Origin of the sequence: Prevotella multiformis DSM 16608 (genome assembly GCF_000191065.1) — a bacterium.
In the GTDB taxonomy this organism is placed as follows: domain Bacteria; phylum Bacteroidota; class Bacteroidia; order Bacteroidales; family Bacteroidaceae; genus Prevotella; species Prevotella multiformis.
Genome location: NZ_GL872282.1, coordinates 105,933 through 128,238, shown reverse-complemented (window position 1 = coordinate 128,238; position 22,306 = coordinate 105,933). Strand labels below are relative to the sequence as shown.

At 49.2% G+C, this 22,306-nt stretch carries 18 protein-coding genes and 1 pseudogene; 12 read left to right on the top strand and 7 right to left on the bottom strand.

Going from position 1 to position 22,306, the window contains the following annotated elements:
• Nucleotides 1-29 precede the first annotated feature (29 nt).
• Nucleotides 30-518, top strand: a pseudogene (locus HMPREF9141_RS00555) (transposase family protein); the annotation flags it as partial.
• A 737-nt stretch (nt 519-1,255) separates the two neighbouring features.
• On the opposite strand, the gene HMPREF9141_RS00550 reads toward HMPREF9141_RS00555, so the two are convergent.
• The 4 genes from HMPREF9141_RS00550 to HMPREF9141_RS13185 all read right to left on the bottom strand — a co-directional run bounded on the left by HMPREF9141_RS00550 (nt 1,256) and on the right by HMPREF9141_RS13185 (nt 4,341).
• The gene (locus HMPREF9141_RS00550) at nt 1,256-1,783 is read right to left on the bottom strand and encodes a hypothetical protein (protein WP_007366416.1); all 528 of its coding nucleotides are present in this window, start codon (nt 1,781-1,783) and stop codon (nt 1,256-1,258) included.
• Nucleotides 1,784-2,513: 730 nt separating this feature from the next.
• Nucleotides 2,514-2,831: a hypothetical protein gene (locus HMPREF9141_RS13190; protein ID WP_156792399.1), complete on the bottom strand. Its 318-nt coding sequence runs from the start codon at nt 2,829-2,831 to the stop codon at nt 2,514-2,516.
• 239 nt (nt 2,832-3,070) lie between these two features.
• On the bottom strand, nt 3,071-3,517 hold the full coding sequence (locus tag HMPREF9141_RS00545; protein ID WP_007366415.1) for a hypothetical protein: 447 nt from the start codon (nt 3,515-3,517) through the stop codon (nt 3,071-3,073).
• A gap of 458 nt (nt 3,518-3,975) precedes the next feature.
• Nucleotides 3,976-4,341: a hypothetical protein gene (locus HMPREF9141_RS13185; protein WP_156792398.1), complete on the bottom strand. Its 366-nt coding sequence runs from the start codon at nt 4,339-4,341 to the stop codon at nt 3,976-3,978.
• Nucleotides 4,342-5,018: 677 nt separating this feature from the next.
• On the opposite strand from HMPREF9141_RS13185, the gene HMPREF9141_RS13180 reads away from it, so the two are divergent.
• Complete coding sequence (locus HMPREF9141_RS13180) at nt 5,019-5,540, top strand: hypothetical protein (protein ID WP_156792397.1); 522 nt, start codon at nt 5,019-5,021, stop codon at nt 5,538-5,540.
• Nucleotides 5,541-5,625: 85 nt separating this feature from the next.
• Here the strand turns inward: HMPREF9141_RS13180 and pheS are convergent, their stop codons facing one another.
• Nucleotides 5,626-6,663 (bottom strand): phenylalanine--tRNA ligase subunit alpha, encoded by a 1,038-nt coding sequence (pheS, locus tag HMPREF9141_RS00530; RefSeq protein WP_007366411.1) that lies wholly within the window; start codon nt 6,661-6,663, stop codon nt 5,626-5,628.
• Between the two features lie 141 nt (nt 6,664-6,804).
• Here pheS and HMPREF9141_RS00525 point away from each other — a divergent pair, with 141 nt between their 5' ends.
• The 8 genes from HMPREF9141_RS00525 (at nt 6,805) to HMPREF9141_RS00490 (ending at nt 16,925) form a co-directional block, all read left to right on the top strand.
• On the top strand, nt 6,805-7,662 hold the full coding sequence (locus HMPREF9141_RS00525) for a DUF4348 domain-containing protein (protein WP_007366410.1): 858 nt from the start codon (nt 6,805-6,807) through the stop codon (nt 7,660-7,662).
• A 76-nt stretch (nt 7,663-7,738) separates the two neighbouring features.
• Nucleotides 7,739-8,311 (top strand): sugar O-acetyltransferase, encoded by a 573-nt coding sequence (locus HMPREF9141_RS00520; RefSeq protein WP_007366409.1) that lies wholly within the window; start codon nt 7,739-7,741, stop codon nt 8,309-8,311.
• Nucleotides 8,312-8,369: 58 nt separating this feature from the next.
• Entirely contained in the window at nt 8,370-9,374 is a 1,005-nt protein-coding gene (gene murB / locus HMPREF9141_RS00515; protein ID WP_007366408.1) for a UDP-N-acetylmuramate dehydrogenase, read from the top strand.
• Between the two features lie 394 nt (nt 9,375-9,768).
• The gene (locus HMPREF9141_RS00510) at nt 9,769-10,524 is read left to right on the top strand and encodes an MBL fold metallo-hydrolase (RefSeq protein ID WP_007366407.1); all 756 of its coding nucleotides are present in this window, start codon (nt 9,769-9,771) and stop codon (nt 10,522-10,524) included.
• Nucleotides 10,525-10,908: 384 nt separating this feature from the next.
• Nucleotides 10,909-12,093, top strand: a complete 1,185-nt coding sequence (locus tag HMPREF9141_RS00505) for an Lnb N-terminal periplasmic domain-containing protein (RefSeq protein ID WP_007366405.1) — start codon at nt 10,909-10,911, stop codon at nt 12,091-12,093.
• Nucleotides 12,086-12,448: a hypothetical protein gene (locus HMPREF9141_RS00500; protein WP_007366404.1), complete on the top strand. Its 363-nt coding sequence runs from the start codon at nt 12,086-12,088 to the stop codon at nt 12,446-12,448. The genes HMPREF9141_RS00505 and HMPREF9141_RS00500 overlap by 8 nt, the downstream gene beginning before the upstream one ends.
• A 384-nt stretch (nt 12,449-12,832) precedes the next feature.
• On the top strand, nt 12,833-16,192 hold the full coding sequence (secA, locus tag HMPREF9141_RS00495) for a preprotein translocase subunit SecA (protein WP_040554112.1): 3,360 nt from the start codon (nt 12,833-12,835) through the stop codon (nt 16,190-16,192).
• On the top strand, nt 16,173-16,925 hold the full coding sequence (locus HMPREF9141_RS00490) for an ABC transporter ATP-binding protein (protein WP_007366402.1): 753 nt from the start codon (nt 16,173-16,175) through the stop codon (nt 16,923-16,925). Before secA ends, HMPREF9141_RS00490 begins: the two co-directional genes overlap by 20 nt.
• Nucleotides 16,926-17,217: 292 nt before the next feature.
• On the opposite strand, the gene abc-f is transcribed toward HMPREF9141_RS00490, so the two are convergent.
• Together abc-f and yihA are read right to left on the bottom strand one after the other, a co-directional pair.
• Complete coding sequence (gene abc-f, locus HMPREF9141_RS00485) at nt 17,218-19,008, bottom strand: ribosomal protection-like ABC-F family protein (RefSeq protein WP_007366401.1); 1,791 nt, start codon at nt 19,006-19,008, stop codon at nt 17,218-17,220.
• A gap of 4 nt (nt 19,009-19,012) precedes the next feature.
• The gene (gene yihA / locus HMPREF9141_RS00480) at nt 19,013-19,612 is read right to left on the bottom strand and encodes a ribosome biogenesis GTP-binding protein YihA/YsxC (RefSeq protein WP_007366400.1); all 600 of its coding nucleotides are present in this window, start codon (nt 19,610-19,612) and stop codon (nt 19,013-19,015) included.
• 237 nt (nt 19,613-19,849) lie between these two features.
• On the opposite strand from yihA, the gene HMPREF9141_RS00475 reads away from it, so the two are divergent.
• Both HMPREF9141_RS00475 and HMPREF9141_RS00470 read left to right on the top strand, forming a co-directional pair.
• Nucleotides 19,850-20,833: a Gfo/Idh/MocA family protein gene (locus HMPREF9141_RS00475; RefSeq protein WP_007366399.1), complete on the top strand. Its 984-nt coding sequence runs from the start codon at nt 19,850-19,852 to the stop codon at nt 20,831-20,833.
• Nucleotides 20,834-20,874: 41 nt separating this feature from the next.
• Nucleotides 20,875-22,083 carry a DUF4421 domain-containing protein gene (locus tag HMPREF9141_RS00470; protein WP_040554111.1) on the top strand — a complete coding sequence of 403 codons (1,209 nt, stop codon included), beginning with the start codon at nt 20,875-20,877 and terminating at the stop codon, nt 22,081-22,083.
• The last annotated feature ends 223 nt before the right edge of the window (nt 22,084-22,306 follow it).

Sequence of the window (22,306 nt, the reverse complement as noted above, 5' to 3'; positions counted from 1 at the left end):
CAAACATAACAAGCAAGCAAAAAACTGACATGACAAAGGTAGCAATTAAAAACGAGAATATCACTTCCTTCGGAGGAATTTATCATATCATGGACATTTTTTCAAAGCTGGGATTTGAAAAACTTACCGAATCCGTGTTGGGCAGACGCGGATGCAGCGGCAAGGCATTCAGCCATGGAAGCATCCTGGGATCTCTCTTCTTCAGCTACCTTTGTGGTGGGGATTGCCTTGAGGATATCAATGCACTTATAGGGCAGTTCAAGCAGAGACCCGGCACGCTATTGCCCGGTGCCGACACTGTGGGGCGCGGACTGAAGGTGCTTGCCGAAAAGAATATTGTCTACAGGAGCGAAACCTCCGGCAGGTCTTACAGTTTCAACACTGCAGAGAAGCTGAACACCTTACTTTTACGGATGATACGGAGGATGGGGCTTATAAAGGCGGGCAGCCATGTTGACCTGGACTTTGACCACCAGTTTGTTCCTGCCCGCAAGTTCGATGCAGTATGGGTCTTCCGGAATTTGGAGTGATAATAATTAGTTATTAATAATCAACTACTTACACCATTGCTCATATATGTTAAACCCTTTATATACGGAGAATTATAATCATAATGTGCTAATTAGTAGTGCAGGAGTTACTATAACTTATAGATTCACTTCATTTAGTCTAAATCCATTATTAATGAGAAGGTTATGAAGAGATTTTTGTCTCAAACTTTGAGTATCATTCATAGGTTATCACTCCAAATGTCGGATGAACCATTTATTGTCATATTCGCAAGGAAGGGATTTACCGGTCATTCATGACTTTCTTTATACATATCCAGAGAGTGAAGACATAAGTTATTAGACTTACAAAATCTGGTAAGAAGTTTTCAAGAAAATAACGTCGTCTATCTATGTATATGCTTAATGAACCCAGTGAAAAAAGCATAGAAAAACTTCTGGCTAATATACACCAAGATAAAATGCCAACTGCCAGCACTGTTGGCAAGTGCTTAGATATATTTCTTTTCATGTTTTGCAAAATAATTTTAGGAAAGACATATTCATAAAGAGAATCCTTCTCCTTCTTTCAGCTGACTCGTGAGGAAAAATCATTTTTTTTTTAGAATAAAATTATCTGCTGCTATATTTCTCCTGTTCTTCACAATGAATCTATATTTTCCTTGGGGCATATATCCACTTGATATTAATGAAGTAATATTGAATTCCTGCCTATAATGGCATCTTTTCTTTGAATTCATTTCCCTCTACATAAAGAAAAGCTTGTCAGTATCTTTTCTTTTATAGAGTTTAGTTAGAACGGCAATTAAAAAAAGAACAATATACACGTATAAAATTTTAGCGTCATCAGAAAAACAGGGGTGAATGGTGTAAGCTGCATCAGAAACAGCATTTCTACTTTCAACTATAGGGGGAGTGTAATAAAACTTAATATTGTCTGGAAGATAATCTATCACCATTCCTAAAACATAAAAAAATATCCAAAACAGTGTACTTTCAATCACGCATACCCATTTGCTTCTCATCCATATTCTATTTATCTTAGTGAAATACAGCATCCATAGGAAAAAAACATTTAACCAGCCAAGATACCCGAACGTAATAAAAGAAAGAATAAAAAGACCATTTATCATTTCTGTCATTCTATCCGGGAAAATGGTTTCTTGACGGGCTCCTGCCAGAAGAGTTGTAATGATATATAAAATTATTTGCATCCCCCAAAAGATAAGGAGAGAAATAAAGGATGTGTATAGAAAGAATTTAAATTTCTTCATTTTCTTAATGACTGTTTTGGAGGCCTTCCGTTAAATCCATAGATTGGAAATAGAATAAAGGTTTATGCACTTGCAGGGTATGACTGTCCAAAATCAGATGGTCTTGCAAAGGAGGATAAACTGCAGAAAAGACAAATAGATACGATGTCTGCCCATCAGTCTGTCTTTCCGTCTTCTACAAACAACTTGTTCCCATATCATCGGAGCTTGTAAACATTTTTATGCAGTTCAAAACTGACACATGCTCTTCAAGCTTCTAAAAGATGCCTGATTGACTTGCAACAGGTGCTCATTTAGCGTGTTACTAACGCCCTTTTGCCCCCCAATCAAGCACCTTTTTGGAATGGCTTGATAACAGGTTGATTGACTGCCGGTTACATACTTGCTTTATGCACATGTTTATTATATTTGCAGATGATTCGTTTGAAATTATGTAATGGTTTTTCAAAATCTTATCTGTATTTCAACGTATTAAAATGAAAAGGTCTTTGTATCGGAGGATGATATCAGGAGAGACAGTTGACGGTCTTGGCTATATTTTTTTAATGGATAACTCTGTTTCTTCCGTTATTAAGGCTATACGAAAAGCATCCACGCATTTAATGGAAGAATCTTTTTTATTCTTAGTCTCATCAATCTATTGCTTATAAACTTTCTTCTATCGTCTTGTATCAAATCCCCCCTTCGGACTGTCTCTGTTGAATTTGTGCGGCATACCTAAGTTGGCATGCTATTCAAAGCTTACACATCTTATATAAGGCTTACTTATTTCCGGGTGTTTAATGTCATAATTTACTGCTATCGTATCTCCACTTTTGATCGAATTAAAAGCTCCTGTTCGTTTTTCAGAACCTTTGAATTCTTTTCCATTGACTCTGTATGTATAAGAAAAGCAGGGACGGTAATGAGCGTAATACAAGTCCTCTATTATTCCAAAAGTCACAGAGGGGTTTTTCGTGATTTCATTATTTTCCCATATGTGGTAAATTGGAATTGCAAGAAAGGCCAAAAGGGCAAAGCATGATATGATTTTATTTTCTTTATTCATTGATGCCTTCTAATATTTAAAATTTTACTCTTGTGCTGTCTTGCTTCGTTTGATTCCTCACAACTTCTCGTGAAGGAGATGGATGATAATTAAAAGCGTCTCATAGATAGCCGGTTGTGTATGAGCTGTTGCGACCGTAGACGTTGTTAAACAATCCTGTACCGATACGGCTGGTGTACTTGTCACATTTCTCCATCCTCCGTAACAGTAGCTTTAAAACCTCTGTATAGCTAAAAGCGTTATTCATCTAAACAATAAAATATCGAATAGACAGCCGTAGGTTTTAGTCCCATAGACAAGATGTCGTTTTTTGATAAGTTGCTTACTGATTCTGCCTCCTTAAGAATAACGAATTCCTTTTCTTCCAACATCTTTTTTAAGGTAAAAGACAGACATTTGTTCCCCCCTTCAGAGCTATGCCGATGTATTTTATAAAAAATAATATCACCCGAAAAATAGTAACAAGATATTAATTGACTGCGACGATTCTTAGGATAGTAAAACGCACCTGCGGAATGTACAAGAGTACCATCATATCCATATTCAAGATCAGATAAATAGAGATCTCTTTTATAAATACCTCTTTGTGCATCCAAAGCAAAATCCATATTAAGAAATTTCCGATATTCTAAAGTGTCAAAAGGATTGATCCATTTACGAATCTTAGAGTTATCTTCTATCCTCATATAGAACGGATAAGTTTTCCCTTTTATCGAAATCGTATGTCCTTTACGTATATAACATAATCCGTTAGAGGATAACTCGTAATACCCTTTTATAATCCCTTTTTCTACATGGATGGATTTAAAAGTAGTCTGCGCATTAAGCACTATTGCGGGTATCAGAAAGAGGACAGCCCATACCGTTTAATTTCTGTATTTCATAATTCCCGTTTAGATGAATATTTACTGTTTACTCTAGAAGAATGATTATCAGGAACTGCTTGTAATATCAGTCCAATGCCATATGATAACTCCTGTGGATTTATGGAATATTTTACCGTGGAGTCCTTATGCCTCCCTCTATTAAACTCTGTTCTGACAAATCTTCTGCAAGCATTTATTCAGAACCGCCACTGTCAATGTAAGACTTAAAGTATTCAATACCATTTCAAATAGATTTTTCTCTACTTCACTATGGAAGATTAACTCACTCGAAAAAATCTGATTAATCCGTAAGCAATTGCAATAATACCAGCTTCATAGCCACCAATATGCCATGAATATTCAATCGTAAGACCAGGGGAAGGCTTGTTCTTGTCACGATATGTAAAAATGAAGAAAACAACACCAAACAATATTGCACAAATTCCATGATATTCATTAACAAGTATAGCTATTACAGCTAATATCACCATGAGACATCCAATACATAAAGAAAATAAACTTAAAGGTTTTATCGATCGTATTCCATTCTTTGCTATACGATATACAATGATGGCACCTGCAACAAGGGATAATGAATCCCAAATATAATCACAATACATCATATTAATTTCCGTTTTGCTCACTTCCTATATTCTCTTTTTTCGATAAGTTTATCTGTTAGCCGTTGTAGGCGTGATTATCTGTGATGTAAGACATGCTGACGAGGTGATCACCGTGATAGAAGAATGTTTCTTCACGTGTCGTGTCGTTAGGGACGTAAGCCGTAATCGGCCTGCGGATCGTCGGGACCGATCGGTCATCCCGAGAGACCAAGGGGGCGGGATGGGGGAGATTGAAGATGCGGGAAAAGAATCAAAATCCGGGGGACGTAACTTCCCTTCTGTGACGTTCATCACAGTATAGGGAATTTCTTCTCCATCACAAACCGACCTCCACCGTAAGGCTCTATACCCGCAGACGTCCCATGTCATGTGTTATGTTGTGGATACACCGTTGCAAAGTCTGTCCTCTCCAAAGTTTTACGGAGGAACGCACACACCCGTGGCAAACCACTTTCAAGAGCAAATATACAACTTTATTTTGTAAATACACTATTGAACGGATTGAAAACAAAGATTAGCCCTATCCATTCATTCTGCATCCTGTTTTCCAGCTTTTTGGTTAGGTCCTGATATGTTCTTCTTTGTTCTGTTCTGTTTTGTTTTTGATTTCATCTGCTGTCACTTTTCATATTCAGCCTAACCGGATTTCTATCATCAGGTTAAGCAAATCTCGAAAGTGACAGAAGTGACAGCAGACTTTGAAAAGCATTTTCCAGTCTTTCCTGTTGGCAGTACTTCTCGTCTTGCATTTCACTACTGGCGGCTCCTGTACCGTCAGCAGATTGGAAGCGTGTGTGCCCTCAACACACTTGATGTCGACAGCAAACACAACCGGTGCCGAGCATCGGCACATCGGCAGGAGGTGGAAAGAGTTGCATGCCAGTCCATACAACACATATCGTAAGAGACAGATTCCAGAATCATCTGGCGAGTGGCTGCTGTACGGCAATACCCGGGAAAGAAAGGGAAGACTGGGAATCGATGAAAGTCGGGGGGTAAGGCATGTTCTGAAAAAGCAAGTCGGTCTGTCGTTGATAGGGTGGAGAGTCGTCTATTTTTGTGCTTTCTCATGCGGGATTTCCTGCTTTTCCATTCTGCTGCATCCTTCCCTGTGTCCTTTCAAGAAAGAAGCAGGGTCTGATCGCCTGAAAAGCAAACCCCCATCGTGGATAATTCCTGAATATGCCAAAAAGGCAATGGGCGTCGATGAAGCGCATTAAGCAATTCATCAACGCCCATCTATTATCAGGCATTCTGAAAAATCTATGTCGGTCTGTGTCTGTCGCTGATAAGGATATTGCCGACTTAAGCCCCTTCGAACTCCCGGAGGAAGCGGGTGTCGTTTTCGGAGAAGAGGCGGAGGTCGCTGACACGGTACTTGAGGTTGGCGATGCGCTCGACACCCATGCCGAAAGCGTAGCCGGTATAGACGCTGGAGTCGATGCCGCAGGCCTCAAGGTCGTGCGGGTCGACCATACCGCAGCCGAGAATCTCCACCCAGCCGGTGTGTTTGCAGAAGCCGCATCCCTCGCCGCCGCAGATATTGCAGCTGATGTCCATCTCGGCACTCGGCTCGGTGAATGGGAAGTAACTCGGGCGGAGGCGTATCTTCGTGCCGGCACCGAACATCTCACGGGCAAAAGTGAGCAGCACCTGCTTGAGGTCGGTGAAGCTGACGTTCCTGTCTACATAGAGCCCTTCTACCTGATGGAAGAAGCAGTGGGCGCGTGCCGAGATAGCCTCGTTGCGGTAGACGCGGCCCGGACAGAGCACGCGGATCGGCGGCTTGTGGGTAGACATATAATGTGCCTCGTCGTTGGAGGTATGGCTGCGGAGAAGCACGTTCTTCGTCACGTCCATCGTATTGCTGCGCTCGATGAAGAAGGTGTCCTGCATATCGCGTGCCGGATGGTCGGCGGCGAAGTTCAGCATGGTGAACACGTGCTGGTCGTCGTCAATCTCCGGACCCTGATAGAGCGTGAAGCCCATCCGTGCGAAGATGTCGATGATTTCGTTCTTGACAAGTGTCAGCGGATGCCGTGTACCCAGGCTGATGGGGTAGGCGGTGCGTGTAAGGTCGATGTCGTCGCTCTGTGCCTCGCTGGTCTCGAGCTGGTCCTTCAGCTCGTTGATTCTGTTCTGTGCGAGCTGCTTGAGTTCGTTGATTTTCATGCCGACGGCCTTCTTCTGGTCGGCCGCCACATTCCGGAACTCACTCATCAATGCGTTGATTTCGCCTTTCTTGCTGAGGTATTTCAGTCGGAGCTGTTCCACGTCGCCGGCATTCTGTGCCGTAAGTGCGCTCACTTCCTTGAGAAGTTCTTCTATCTTGTCTAATAGCATACTGCTTGGTTATTTTCCTGCAAAGGTACGATTTATAATCGGAACGGAGAAATTACCCTGATATAAATTTATGTTTTTCCTGTCTTATTAGAAATAAATATCGTACATTTGCAGGAAATTTGAGACGAATAAAACGAGCGTATGAGAAAAGCATTTTTACTTGTTGTATGTGTCTGTGTGGCCATGATGGCGGTCACCACAGGCTGTTCTAACAGGAAGGTTGAAGCGGCGGACAGTTCCAGTACGGATTCTGCCATGGCGGCGGACAGTGACACCGCTGATACCGTCGACTCTGCTACGGAGGTGATTGCCTCCACGCCGATGCCGAAGGCAGCCGACCAGCTGTTTGATGACTTCTTCTTCAATTTCATTGCCAACAGGAAGCTGCAGCGCAGCCGCATCAAATTTCCGCTGCCGGTTGTCAACGGCGGGAAGACATCAGAGCTGATGCGCAGCCAGTGGAAGACCGACCATTTCTTCCGGCCGCAGGGATATTACACGCTGATTTTCGACAACGAGAAGCAGATGAAGTATCCGAAGGCAACAGACCTGGACAGTGTGATTGTCGAAAAGATCCACTTGAGGAAAAGAACCGTGGAACAGTACTGGTTCGACCATCAGGATGGGAAATGGAAGCTGAACAAAATCTGTACTATCGGTTTCAAGCAGAGCTATAACGCTTCGTTCTTCACGTTCCTTTCCCGCTTCTTTGCCCACAGCGGCAGGGGCTTCGTGAAGAATCCGCTGGCCTATTCAGGACCCGATCCCAATGGCGAGGAGGTCGCGACCATCAATACCACCATCCCTGCCGGGGAGTGGTCGTCGTTCCTTCCGGAAGTACCGGGCGAGATGATTTACAATATCCTCTATGGCCAGAAGTACTCGGAGTCGGACCGCAAGATTCTTACTTTCCGCGGACTGGCCAATGGAGCGGAGACGCAGCTGTTCTTCAGACGGCACGGAAAGGACTGGCGGCTGGAGAAGATCGTCGCTTATTGACGGGAAGGCCCTCTGCCTGATCATCGGTAGCGGGTCTTTCTTTAGCATATACCCAACTTTACAATGCCTGTTGCTTATGAAAAGTGAACGTCAGAAAGCCTTGGATGGTGAGTTCTTTAATGCTGTCGACCCGGAATTGCAGCAGATAATATTACGTACGAAACGCTTATTGCGTAAGTTGAACGATTGCGACTATGCCGACCACGAGGGCAAGCGCAGGATTTTTGAGCAGCTGTTCGGCTCTGTCGGTGAGCCGGTTCATATCGATGTTGATTTTCATTGTGAGTATGGTGTCAATATCCACTTGGGCGACTGGGTCGTTATCAATATGAACTGTACGTTTGTAGACAATAACCGTATTGACATCGGCAATCATGTTCTCATCGCTTCAGACGTGAAAATCTATACAGCCGCGCATCCTGTCACTGCCGGAGAACGGATGATTCCCGGCGGAGGGTGGAATATCTATGCCCGACCTGTCAAGATAGAAGACGGTGCGTGGATTGGCGGCGGAGCCATCCTCCTGCCCGGTGTGACGATAGGTCGTAATGCCGTGATAGGCGCAGGAGCAGTGGTGACAAAGGACATACCTGCCAATGCTGTTGCTGTCGGCAGTCCGGCAAGGGTCATCAGATACCAGGAAGAATAGTTCCTTGTTATAAGTTATGAACAGAAACAAAGGCAACGCCAAAACGGAATAAGTTAAAATGAAGATAGAGTGTGACTATAGTCTGTTAGAGCATAACACGTTCGGCATTGATGCAAAGTGCCGGCGTTTCGTTGAATACGAGTCCGTGGAGGAGGCGCAGGAGGCTGTGCGTTCCCTGAAGGAAGAAGATCATCCGTTGCTGATACTCGGCGGCGGCAGCAACCTGTTGCTTACGGAAGACTATAAGGGGACGGTACTCCATTCGGGTATCTCGTTTATAGAAGACGTGGGCGGCGGGCGTGTACGTTGTGGGTCGGGTTACGTGTGGGACGACTTCGTAGCGTATTGTGTTTCCCATGGGCTTTACGGTGCAGAGAACCTTTCGATCATCCCCGGTGAGTGCGGTGCGAGTGCCGTACAGAACATCGGGGCGTACGGTGCGGAAGCCAAGGACCTGATAGAAGAGGTGGAGGCTGTGGAGATTGCCACAGGCAGGGTGCGTCACTTCAAGAATACGGACTGCGGGTACAGCTACCGTCAGAGCCGCTTCAAGCATGAGTGGCGCAACAAGTACCTCATTACGTCGGTGACCTACCGTCTTTCCAGCACCTACAGGCCCAGGCTCGATTACGGCAATATACGCACGGCACTGGCAGAACGAGGTATTGCACACCCGACGGCAGACGAGCTGCGACAGACGATTATCGCCATCCGTAATGCCAAACTTCCCGACCCCAAGGTGACGGGGAATGCGGGCAGCTTCTTTATGAATCCCATCGTCTCCAAGGAGAAATACGATGAACTGGCGGCGCAGTACGAGCGTATGCCTCACTATACAATAGACAGTACGCACGAGAAGATTCCTGCCGGATGGATGATCGAACAGTGTGGATGGAAGGGCAGGTCGCTCGGCCGTGCCGGTGTCTACGATAAGCAGGCACTGGTGCTGGTCAACCTCGGGGGTGCTGCCGGGGCCGATGTTGTCCGTCTCTTTGAAGCCATACAGCATGACGTAAAGGAGAAGTTCGGTATTGAGATACATCCGGAAGTGAATGTGGTGTGACCTCCCCCTGACCCTCCGAAGGGAGGGAAGTGCCTGGCGGAAGCAAGTCCCCTGACCGTCCAAAGAGAGAAGAAGGGCTGATGGGAGCAAAGTCCCCCTCCATCTTTGTAGGAGGGAGGGAGCAATGTCTGTGACTTGCCGGATGGAAGGATTCTTCTTGGTGCCAGAGTATATATATGGAGGACGTATCATATAAAATAAGGTGTGTCATGCGTAATAACGAACGCCTCAGGGTGATGGGAGTATTACGGTGACAGCGGCTTTTATTTCAAAAACGACAAATCTTTTGGACAGACAGCAATCTTCAACCGGTACACAGTCCGTCAGACCTTCCCTTCCTTTCGGAGGGGGCGGGGATGGCTTCTCCTCTTCTTCGGAAGAAGCGGGGGGCACCTTGACTTTCCTGGGCACAGGTACTTCCAACGGCGTACCCGTCCTGGGCTGCACCTGCGAAGTCTGCAAGAGCAGTGACCCGCATGACAGCCGGCTTCGTACCTCGGCCTTGTTGGAGACCGTCCATACCCGCATCATCATCGACTGCGGACCCGACTTCCGGCAGCAGATGCTGCCGCAGCCTTTCCGGAAGATAGACGGACTGCTGATAACACACATCCACTACGACCATGTGGGCGGCATCGACGACGTACGTCCCTATTGCAGGTTAGGCGACATAGATGTCTATGCCAATGCAGACACCTGTGGCGGACTGCGGCATAATTTCCCCTATTGTTTTGCCGAACACCTCTATCCCGGTGTTCCCAAACTGAACCTCCATGCCCTTCCACCTCATTCCCATATACGGATCGGCGACATAGAGGTGGTGCCTGTCAACGTGATGCACGGCAGGCTGCCCATCTTCGGCTATCGTTTCGGGAAGCTCGCCTACATAACGGACATGAAGACGATGGACGATGCCGAGCTTCCTTATCTCGAAGGGGTCGAGACCCTCGTGGTGAACGCACTTCGCTGGGAGCGGCCGCATCATTCGCACCAGCTGATACCGGAAGCCGTCGAGTTCAGCAGGCGGATAGGTGCCAGACGTACTTATCTTACCCATCTCACCCATCAGGTCGGATTGCATGAGGAGGCGCAGCGACGGCTTCCCGACGGTGTGTTCCTTGCCTATGACGGGTTGAGAATCAAGGTGTAGTCGCCCGGACGGATTTTTTTTCCTGTTCACACATCGGGCACAGAATGCTATAAAACACCTCAGAGATGTTAATGCTGTGAGAAAGGCAGAAGCTGATACAGGAGAAGCAAGCCCGTCAGGATGCAGTACCTGATTCATCAGGATGGGATGGGACGACTGTCCGATGGAACTTGGTGGGATGGGCCGGCCGAGTTCTTTTTCTATCGTATGTCATGTCCTTTGACACGTTTTTTCTTCTTAACCTATCAGGAGATACCGCACGAAGATACAAGGGACGGCCAGTTTGAGAGGGGCAAATCGGCAATGTGGAATTTGGATGCAAACCTTATAATTTGCCTGCGATAGTTTGTTATTTCATGCTTTTTTACTATCTTTGCGGGCGAAATGAAAAAGGGGCTGTTCTATATCGTACTGTTGTTCTTCCTGTCCGTCTTCGATGCGACGGCAGGGGTACGGCCGGTGGTATATGCCGACAGTGTCCAGGTCTCTCTCTTGACCTGTTCTCCGGGTGAAGAAGTCTGGGCGCAGTATGGACATACCGCAATCCGTTATCTTGACAGGAAGAGCGGGGAGGATATAGCCGTCAACTATGGCATCTTCTCCCAGGACCAGCCTTATTTTATTCCTCGTTTTATCCTCGGACTGACCGACTACCGCATGGGAGTCGAGCCGATGGATATGTTTCTCGCACAGTACCGTTACGAGGGGAGGGGTGTCATAGAACAGGTGCTGAACCTGTCGGCGGAAGACAAGCAGGCTATCCACAGTGCCTTGCTGGAGAACATGAAGCCCGAGAATGTCGTCTATCGCTATAATTTCTTCTACGACAACTGCACGACGAGGGCGCGCGACATGCTTGTCAATCACCTGCATGGGAAGGTCACCTATCCGGTCGCTGACAAGCCGGAAACGTTCCGTTCGATGTTGCACAGGTGGAACCATGATTACGAATGGTCGCAGTTCGGGGAAGATCTGTTGCTTGGTGTGAATGCCGACCGCAAGACAACAAAGGCCGAGCAGCAGTTCCTTCCGGACAACCTAAGGTGTGACTTCGAAAAAGCTACCTATAACGGCAGGCCTCTTGTAGCGGAGACGCATACCCTGCTGCCTCCACAGAAGAAAGACATCGAGAGCGGTTTCCCACTTTCCCCGTTGTCTGTCTCCCTCCTGTTCGTTCTCCTCTGCGTCGTGATGATGACGTTCAGCAACCTTAAACGGCAGTTGTATTGGGGCTGGGATGCCTTCCTTATGCTTGTGTCGGGCCTGTTGGGAATGATCTATTTCATCATGCTTTTCTCCCAGCACCCCTGTGTAAGCCTGAATGTGATCATCTTCTTCTTCAATCCGCTTCCACTCTTTTTCCTTTACAGTACTGTCAAAAAGAAGAGAGATACTTGGTGGAAGATATGGAGCATCCTCATTGTCTTAGGGTTCGCCGGTTGTCTTTTCCAGCGTGTCTCCGTACCGGTATTGATTGTGGCATTGTTCTTGCTGCTGCATTGCATATTACATTTACGAATAAGCCGTTCGCTCAAGCGCGTGGCTCAAAGAGAAAAGGCACATGAATAAGTATATCACCGCTTTACTTGTCGTTCTGGCGGCAACAGGGGTCGAGGCGCAGGGCTGTCAGTCTGTGCTGAAGATCGCGTTGGGTGATGTCAACATTGAAGACCTCTGTCACCAGCAGGCCTTCAAAGGTGTCGGCCAGGATCTTCTCTCCGTCCTCGAAGCCTTTAAACAGATCAAGGAAGGCAAAGAAGTCGATCCGGCACAGAGCAAATTGGTCTATACTGCGGACCGCCCTGAAGGGCTTTTAGCAGCGTCAACATCTTATTCACATATTCATCAGGAGCAGCAGCTCTTTCTTCCCAATCCCTCCTTGACGACGGGGATTCAAATCCGTGCCCCCAGTCTGGTATCTTGATTTAAACAGGACGGGACCATCGTGTCCGCCTGTTTGCATGAAGATAAATTGTCCAGAGGAAGAACCACCTCTTTTTTTAATCAAACATCCGATAAGTACGTCGCAGGCAGAGACTTTGTTCCAGCAGGGCTGTAATGTCTTTGCCCGGACAGTATCTCGTTCTCGGATTTCCGGTTGTGTGGGAATCCTGTTCCCGACTATGTGGGAATCTTATTCCCAACCGTATGGGAATCTTGTTCCCAGCCCTTGGGACGCTTGTTCCCGACCGTTGGGAACACCTTTCCCGACCACAGGGACACATCGTGACCAGACGATAGTGGAACGGGAGGGAAGATGGTACTGACAGTCAGTGTACTGTCGGATGAAATAAAATTTATAGTAGAAATGAATTTCAATAAGATATTAAAAGCGATTTTCGGTGACAAGTCAGCACGTGACATGAAGTTGATCCAGCCTTATGTGGATAAGGTCAAGGCGGTATATCCGGAGATCAAGGCGCTCAGCAACGATGAGCTGCGTGCCAAGACAAAGGAGATACAGAAATATGTGCAGGATGCTGCCAGGGAGCAGCGTGAGCAGATAGCAGAGCTGCGTGCAAAGATCGAGGAGACCCCGATTGACGAGCGTGAGGAAATCTTCAACCAGATTGACAAGCTGGACAAGGAGGCCCTCGACAATTACGAGACGGCACTCAACGAGGTGATGCCGGTCGCCTTCTCCATCGTGAAGGATACGGCACGCCGTTTCTCGGAGAACGAGGAAACGGTCGTCACGGCAACCGATTTCGACCGTGAACTGGCAGCTGACCCTGCCAAGGACTTCATCACGATCGATGGCGACAAGGCCATTTACCACAACCACTGGACAGCCGGCGGCAACGACCTGAAGTGGGAGATGGTACACTATGACGTACAGATCTTCGGCGGTGTCGTCCTGCATCAGGGCAAGATCGCCGAGATGGCGACAGGCGAGGGCAAGACCCTCGTTGCCACCCTTCCGGTGTTTCTCAATGCGCTCACCGGCAACGGTGTCCACGTCGTAACCGTCAATGACTATCTGGCAAAGCGTGACTCCGAGTGGATGGGGCCGCTCTATATGTTCAACGGACTGTCCGTCGACTGTATCGACAAGCACCAGCCGAACTCGCCGGCACGCCGCAAGGCCTATCAGGCAGACATCACCTTCGGTACGAACAACGAGTTCGGATTCGATTACCTGCGTGACAACATGGCCGTGTCGCCGGCCGACCTCGTACAGCGTCAGCACAACTATGCCATCGTCGATGAGGTCGACTCGGTGCTGATCGACGATGCCCGCACGCCGCTCATCATCAGCGGTCCTGTGCCCAAGGGTGACGACCAGATGTTCGAGGAGTTCCAGCCTCTGGTACAGAGTCTTTATGAGGTGCAGCGCAAACAGGCTACCGAACTCCTGTCGGAGGCCCGTCACAAGCTGGCGGAGGCACAGAAGAATGCCGGTGACAAGGCTGCTTCCCAGAAGCTGCAGGAAGAGGGCTTCCTTGCTCTTTACCGCTCGTTCAAGGCCCTGCCGAAGAACAAGGCACTCATCAAGTTCCTTTCCGAAGAAGGCATCAAGGCCGGCATGCTGAAGACGGAAGAGTTCTACATGGCCAACAACAACCGGGAGATGCCGAAGGCCGTCGAACCGCTCTACTTCGTTACAGACGAGAAGATGAACTCCTGCGACCTTACCGACAAGGGTACGGCATGGCTCGCCCGCCAGGTGAAAGACGACCAGCTCTTCGTCCTGCCGGATATTACGACGGAGCTTTCCGCACTCGAAAAGCAAAAGGACGACAAGGTGATTGACGAGCAGACTTACATTGACCGGAAGGATGCCATGATGGCTCATTACGGCGTGCAGAGCGAGCGTGTACACACCTTGCAGCAGCTCTTGAAAGCCTATACCATGTTCAACAAGGATGACGAGTATGTCGTCCTGAATGGTGAGGTCAAGATCGTCGACGAGCAGACAGGCCGTATCATGGAAGGCCGCCGCTGGAGCGACGGCCTGCACCAGGCCGTTGAAGCAAAGGAACACGTGAAGGTGGAAGCCGCTACGCAGACCTTCGCTACCATTACCCTGCAGAACTACTTCCGTATGTACCACAAGCTCGCCGGCATGACCGGTACGGCTTCCACGGAGGCTGGTGAGTTCTGGGACATCTACAAGCTGGACGTCGTCGAGATTCCCACCAACCGTCCTGTCATCCGCAAGGATATGGAGGACCGTGTCTACAAGACGGCCCGCGAGAAGTATGCCGCCGTCATCGACGAGGTGGACACCATGCGGAACCAGGGCCGCCCCTGTCTTGTCGGTACGACTTCCGTCGAGATCAGTGAGCTGCTGAGCAAGATGCTCACGATGCGCAAGATTCCGCACCAGGTGCTGAATGCCAAGCAGCACCTGAAGGAGGCGCAGATTGTTGCCGAGGCCGGACGGTCGGTGAATGGTCTCGGTGCAGTGACGATTGCCACCAATATGGCCGGCCGTGGTACCGACATCAAGCTGACAAAGGAAGTCAAGGATGCCGGAGGTCTGGCCATCATCGGCACTGAGCGGCACGAGAGCCGCCGTGTAGACCGCCAGCTCCGTGGTCGTGCCGGCCGTCAGGGCGACCCCGGTTCATCCGTATTCTATGTGTCGCTTGAGGACAAGCTGATGCGTCTCTTCGGCTCGGAGCGTATCGCCAAGGTGATGGACCGGCTGGGCTTCGAAGACGGCGAACGCATTGAAAGCTCGATGATTTCCAACAGCATCGAGCGTGCGCAGAAGAAGGTCGAGGAGAACAACTTCGGTATCCGTAAGCGGCTGCTGGAGTATGATGATGTCATGAACAAGCAGCGTACCGTCATCTACGAGAAGCGTCGTCATGCGCTGATGGGCGAGCGTATCGGTATGGACATCTCGAACATCATCTGGGACCGTTGTGTGAACATCATCGAAAAGAACGACTACGAAGGCTGCAAGGAAGAGTTTCTGAAGATTCTGACGATAGAGTGTCCGTTCACAGAGAACGAGTTCATGAACGTTGACCATGACGAGCTGGCGGAACGCAGCTTCCAGCAGGCCATGGAGGCTTTCATGCGCAAGACCGAGCGCATCCAGACCGTCGCATGGCCTGTCATCAAGCAGGTCTATGAAAACCAGGGAGCCATGTACGAACGCATCATGGTGCCCGTCACTGACGGCAAGCGTGTCTACAACATTCCCTGCGACCTGAAGGAGGCCTATGAGAGCGAGGGCAAGTCGGTCGTCAAACAGTTCGAGAAGGTCATCCTGCTCCATATCATTGACGACGACTGGAAGGAGAACCTCCGCCAGCTGGATGACCTGCGGCATTCCGTCCAGAACGCTTCTTACGAGCAGAAAGATCCGCTGCTCATCTTCAAACTGGAGAGCGTGAAGCTGTGGGACAACATGATCGACGACATGAACAACCGTACGGCGAGTGTGCTCATGCGCGGTCAGATTCCAGAGATGCAGCCGGCCGAGGAGGTGCAGGAGGCTGCCCCGGAGCAGCGTTCACAGCGTTACAATGAAGAGAAGGTAGACCTTGACGATCCCGGTCAGACGGCTGCCGCACGGCAGGATACCCGTGAGGGAGCGCAGCAGGCACGCCACACTCCTTACCGTGCAGACAAGATGCCGCGTCCTAACGACCCATGCCCCTGCGGCAGCGGCAAGAAGTTCAAGAACTGTCATGGTCGAAATATCCGTTAGTCAACTGATAAAGAAATTCGGGGATAAGACGGCAGTCTTTATCCCCGAATTCTGCTTTCCGGCGGGTGAAATCATCGGCCTTGTCGGTAATAACGGTGCAGGGAAAACGACACTGTTCCGCCTTATCCTGAATCTCGTCAAGGCAGACAGCGGCAAGGTGTTTTTCAATGTAATGGATAATTCCTCCGTGCCACGACACGGAAAAGACGGCGAGACCGCACAGCATATCTCTCATCTTGACGAAGCGTGGAAACAGTATGTTGCCGCTTATCTGGAAGAAGGTTTCCTCATCGATTTCCTTACGCCGAGGGAGTACTTTACCTTTATTGCCAAAGCAAACGGCATAGAGAAGCAAGATGTTGAGGGGCTTCTGGAAGATTACAGGCCCTTTCTCGGTGACGAGATCCTCGGCCGGCAGAAATATATCCGAGAGTTTTCTGCCGGTAATAAGCAGAAGATCGGTATTGCAGCCGCCTTGCTGCCTTCTCCGCAGTTTGTGATTCTTGACGAGCCTTTCAATTTCCTTGATCCGAGCAGTCAGAATCATTTGAAAACCCTGCTGTTGGAATATAAGAAACGCTGCCATGCGTCGATCCTCCTCTCCAGCCATAATCTTCATCATACGACAGATATAAGCGACAGGATTGTATTGATGGAGGACGGCTTCGTCATAAAGAACATTTCCGAGAGAACGGATGGGGCGATAAAGGAACTGGAAGACTATTTCCTGTAGAACATGGTTCTGTGGAAAATTCTGCAACCGGTGTACAGGCAGAGATGGCTTGAGAATGTGTCAATACTCAAAGCCCGGAAAGTTTCCTTTCCAGTTGACGGTTTCAATCCCTCATCAATCTTAAGACAACCGCTGCCATTGAGCCATCAGCTCTTTGGCAGCGGTTGTTCTTTACAACCGACTGACAGCTGTCTTTGGCCGGAATCGGGTTTTGACACATCCTCGTTTTATCCGCAATGGATTTTGCGTCGAACGGTATAGAGTTCCTTTGCCATCCCCGCGGAACGAGCGGTCAGGCCAGCTCTGACAGTTCCAGCCACCGGAGTTCCATTTCGTCTAATTGCTCTTTCAAAAGGGGAAGCCGCTTGCTTTTTTCGGTGAGTTCTTCCACAGACAGTCTGCCTGAACAGAGGGCTTCTTCAAGCTGTTTCTGCTCCGCTTCCAGCTGAGAGATCTTGTCTGAGAGCTGCTCGTATTCACGTTTCTCCTTGAAAGACATCTTCCGTTTCGTATGGTTGCGGTACTCCTTTCCGGCTGTCTCTTCCGTCTGTTTCTTTGATTTGAGGTTTTTCTGCTGCTCTTCCTCCTGGGATTTCATCTTCTGGAAATCACGGTACTGCGTGTAGTTGCCGGGGAAATCCTGTATTTCACCCTCTCCCTTGAACACGAGGAGATGGTCTACAACCTTGTCCATGAAGTAACGGTCATGCGACACGACGATGACGCAGCCGGGGAAGTCCTGCAGGTATTCTTCAAGTATCTGCAAGGTCTGGATGTCCAGGTCGTTGGTAGGCTCGTCCAGCACGAGGAAGTTCGGATTCTTCATCAGTACGGTACACAGGTACAGCTTGCGTTTTTCTCCACCCGACAGCTTATACACATAGTTGTGCTGTTCCTCCGGGGAAAAGAGGAAGTAGTTGAGGAACTGCGATGCCGTCATGTGCCTTCCGCCGCCCAGGTCTATGTAGTCGGCAATGTCCGTGATGATGTCGATTACCTTCTGGTCTTCACGGAACTGCAGACCTTCCTGTGAGAAGTAGCCGAAGCGGACCGTCTCCCCGATGTCGAACCTGCCGCTGTCCGGTGCTGTCTTGCCGAGGAGCATCTTGACGAAAGTGGATTTTCCGGTTCCGTTGTTCCCGACGATTCCCATCTTCTCGAACCGTGAGAAGTTATAATAGAAATTGTCGAGGATGATTTTGTCATCGAACTTCTTTGAGACATACTGGCACTCGAAGATTTTGCTTCCGATATACACGCTGGAGGACTTCAGGCGTATCTGTCTCTCTTCAATCCGCTGTTTGGCTTTTGCCTGTAGCTCGTAGAAGGCTTCTTCACGGTAGCGTGCTTTGTGCCCGCGTGCCTGCGGCATACGGCGCATCCACTCCAGCTCGGTCCGGTACAGGTTGTTGGCACGTGCTATCTCGGCCCTTGTGTTGTCGATGCGTTCCTGCCGTTTTTCCAAATAATAGGAGTAGTTGCCCCGATAGGTGTAGAGGGTCTGGTTGTCCAGTTCCAGGATGGTATTGCATACGTTGTCAAGGAAATAGCGGTCGTGCGTAACCATGAAAATGGTCTTGTTCCCACGGGATAGACAGCCTTCGAGCCATTCGATCATCTCCAGGTCGAGATGGTTTGTCGGTTCGTCGAGAATGAGGAAGTCGGGTTCCAGAATCAGCACGTTTGCCAGTGCGACACGTTTCTGCTGCCCGCCGCTCAGCTGTCCCATCGGCTGTTCCAGATCGTGAAGCTTCAGCATGGTAAGTATCTGCTTCGCTTTCAGGATGCGCTCCGGGTTTCCCTCATGATTGAAGCACGCATCCAGTACGCTCTCTTCCGGGTCGAACTTCGGGCTTTGTTCGAGCATTCCCACACGCAGGTCGTTACGATAGATGATCGAACCGCTATCATAACTCTCCTTGCCCGTGAGGATGGAGAGCAGGGTGGACTTCCCCGTACCGTTCTGTGCCACGAGCCCGATGTGCTGCCCTTCTGCAATGGAAAAGGAAATGTCTTTGAAGAGAACCTGTGCACCGAAACTTTTTGTCAGGTGCTGCACATCAAGATAAGGAATCTGCGCCATGCTCCTATTCTAATGTATTGTTGATTTGTTCGATATAGTCCAGCACCTCCTCTTTCCCTGCTTTCGTCTCTGCGGAAGTAATGAAGTAGGGTGGAAGTGCCTCCCATCTGTCTTCCAGTTTCTTCATCCACAGCAGGGCATTCGATTTCGCTTTGGAAGGCGACAGCTTGTCGGCTTTCGTGAAGATGATGGAGAAAGGAATGTTGCTTTCTCCCAGCCAGTCGACAAATTCACGGTCGATCTTCTGTTGCTCATGCCGGATGTCTATCAGTACAAATACATTGACAAGCTGTTTGCGCTGCAGGATGTATTGTGCGATCATCTGCTCCAGCTTGTTTCTCACCGTCTTGGAGTTTTTGGCATAGCCATATCCCGGGAGGTCGACCAGATACCACTCGTTATTGATGATGAAGTGGTTGATGAGCAGTGTCTTGCCCGGTTTGGCCGAGGTCTTTGCCAGTCCTTTGTGGTTGCAGAGCATGTTGATAAGACTTGACTTGCCTACGTTCGACCGTCCGATAAAGGCATATTCTGCTTTGGTGTCTGACGGGCATCTTGCTATTGACGGCGAAGATATGGTGAATTCTGATTTCTTAATGATCATAGTGCTGTTTATGTGTCTGTAAATTACTGCAAATTTACATAAAAAGTGTGATTTACAAGCCTGTGGAATCAAGAAAATGTTTTTTTCTTTAGGTGAAAGCTCATAAAAAGTTAATTGTTAGTAATGGTAAGTTGGTGGTTTTTTGTAATTTTGCAGTAGACAGGATGATTCGGTGTGGACAGTGGTCATGTTTTCCTGCCACGATTCCTGCTATTCTGCAAAAGACAATGTGTAAAAATGAAACAGATCAACTGGGGATTCATAGGTTGTGGAGAAGTAACGGAAAAAAAGTCCGGGCCTGCCTTCAATGAGGTGATGGGTTCGCATGTCGTCGCCGTGTTCAGCCGCAGCGAGCTGAAAGCCCGTTCATACGCTGAACGTCATGGCATCCAACGCTGGTACACAGATGCGCAGGCACTGGTGGACGATGCGGATGTCAATGCCCTCTACATTGCCACCCCTCCCTCTGCCCATGCCACCTTCGCCATTATGGCGATGCGCGCCGGAAAACCATGCTATATAGAGAAGCCGCTGGCGGCCTCGTATGAAGACTGTGTGCGTATCAACCGAATATCTGAACAGACCGGTGTACCCTGTTTTGTGGCTTACTACCGCCGCTATCTACCTTATTTCAAACGGGTGAAGGAGATTGTAGACGCAGGCGAACTGGGCAAAATCCTCACGGTGCAAGTGCGTTTTGCCGTCCCGCCCCGCGACCTGGACTACGAACAGAACACGCAGCTGCCGTGGCGGCTGCAGTCGCACATCTCCGGCGGAGGGTATTTCTACGACCTCGCCCCTCACCAGCTCGACCTTCTGCAGACGCTCTTCGGCGTCATCGTGAAGGCGCACGGCTATACCGCCAATCGTGTCGGGTTGTATAATGTGGAGGACACTGTGAATGCTGTGTTCCGCTTCGAGAACGGACTGACTGGGAGCGGCGCCTGGTGCTTTGCAGCCCATGAGAGCGCACGCGAGGACCGCATAGAAATCTACGGCTCCAAAGGCAGGCTGTCGTTCTCGGTCTACACATATTCACCTATCCGGCTTTGCACCAGTGAGGGGGTGAAGGAAATGGAAGTGCCCAATCCTCCCTATGTGCAGCTTCCGATCATCAAGTCGGTCATTGAGGACATGCAGGGATATGGCGCCTGCGACTGTACAAGTGTCAGTGCAACGCCGACAAACTGGGTGATGGACCGTGTTCTTGGGAAAATATGATGGCCTGTCTGGAAAATTTGTTCTCGATCTGTCAATTCACGATGAAGCAGCCCTTAATCCACAGGATCTGTCTTTTCGTTCTCCTTCTTGTAGCGGAAGAAAACACTTTGCATGCCGTTTCCATGCGGATGTCGTCCGACTGTACGACGCAGAGGACAGACAGTGGAAGGCTGCGAACCGTCGGCTGGCAGGCTTTGGATTCCGTGAGATGGATGCGCAGAGAAACGACGGCACACCGGTCCGGACACCATCACAACAAAGAAAGCCGGTTTGTACATAAATTCAACGAGATTGACACTGCTTACATAGAACCGCAACGGTACAACTTCGCCTTTATGCTGCAGAACACGAACACGTATGAGGTGTACCGCCTGAGCAGTTCGAGCGGACAGAGCATCACCTTTGCCCCCGAGGCTACGGTCCGTGTCGGACCGTATTTCGGCTGGCGGTGGATCTTCCTCGGCTATACGCTTGACATCAAGCATCTGGACTTCTGGCATAGAAACGACAGCCCCCGGCAGGAATATGATCTGAGCCTGTACAGTTCGATGATAGGGCTTGACATCTATTATCGAAAGACGGGAAATGATTACAAAATCAGACAGTTGTATCTGGGCAGGAAGGTTGATACGGATGCTGTCCGTGGCTGCGGCTTCGGCGGGTTGACCTCCACCATCAAAGGCTTCAATCTGTATTATATCTTCAACCACCGACGCTTTTCTTATCCGGCGGCCTTCAGCCAGAGCACGATACAACGCCATTCGGCGGGAAGCCCGCTGATCGGCATCGGATATACCCGCCACAGTCTGGATGTAGACTGGGAGGAACTGGGCAGGATCGTTGCCGACCGGATGGGCAGCCGGCTGGACGACACGCCGATCGACAGTACGCTGATGTTCAGTCAGGTGAAATACACGGATGTTTCGGTCAGCGGAGGATATGCCTACAACTGGGTGTTTGCCCATAACTGGCTGCTGGCGGGTTCGCTCTCCATGGCACTGGCGTATAAGCGGAGTACGGGCGATGTCACACACCGCAGTTTCTCTTTCAGCGACTTCAAGTTCAACAACATCAATTTTGACGGCATCGGACGTTTCGGACTTGTATGGAACAACAGCAGATGGTATGCGGGCATGAGCGCAGTCTTCCATGCCTATAATTACCGGCGAAGCAAGTTCTCAACCAACAATTTCTTCGGGAACGTGAATCTGTATGCCGGCTTCAATTTTGGCAGGAGGAAGATGAAGTAGAAGGCCGTGCAACAGGACTCCAGGGATATCGCTGTCCGGTGGACATTTCCCATCCGCCTGTCATCAGCCGCTTGCTTATAAAGATTCCATTGACCGGGAAGTCACCACCTCCGGCTTTCGTGCGGATGCCTGTCACCACCTGTTCTGTTGGTGGACACCATGCGTGCTGGGCGTCAACACCATTGCGGTCTGCTGCCGGTACGGAACCATTGTTTCGTGACAA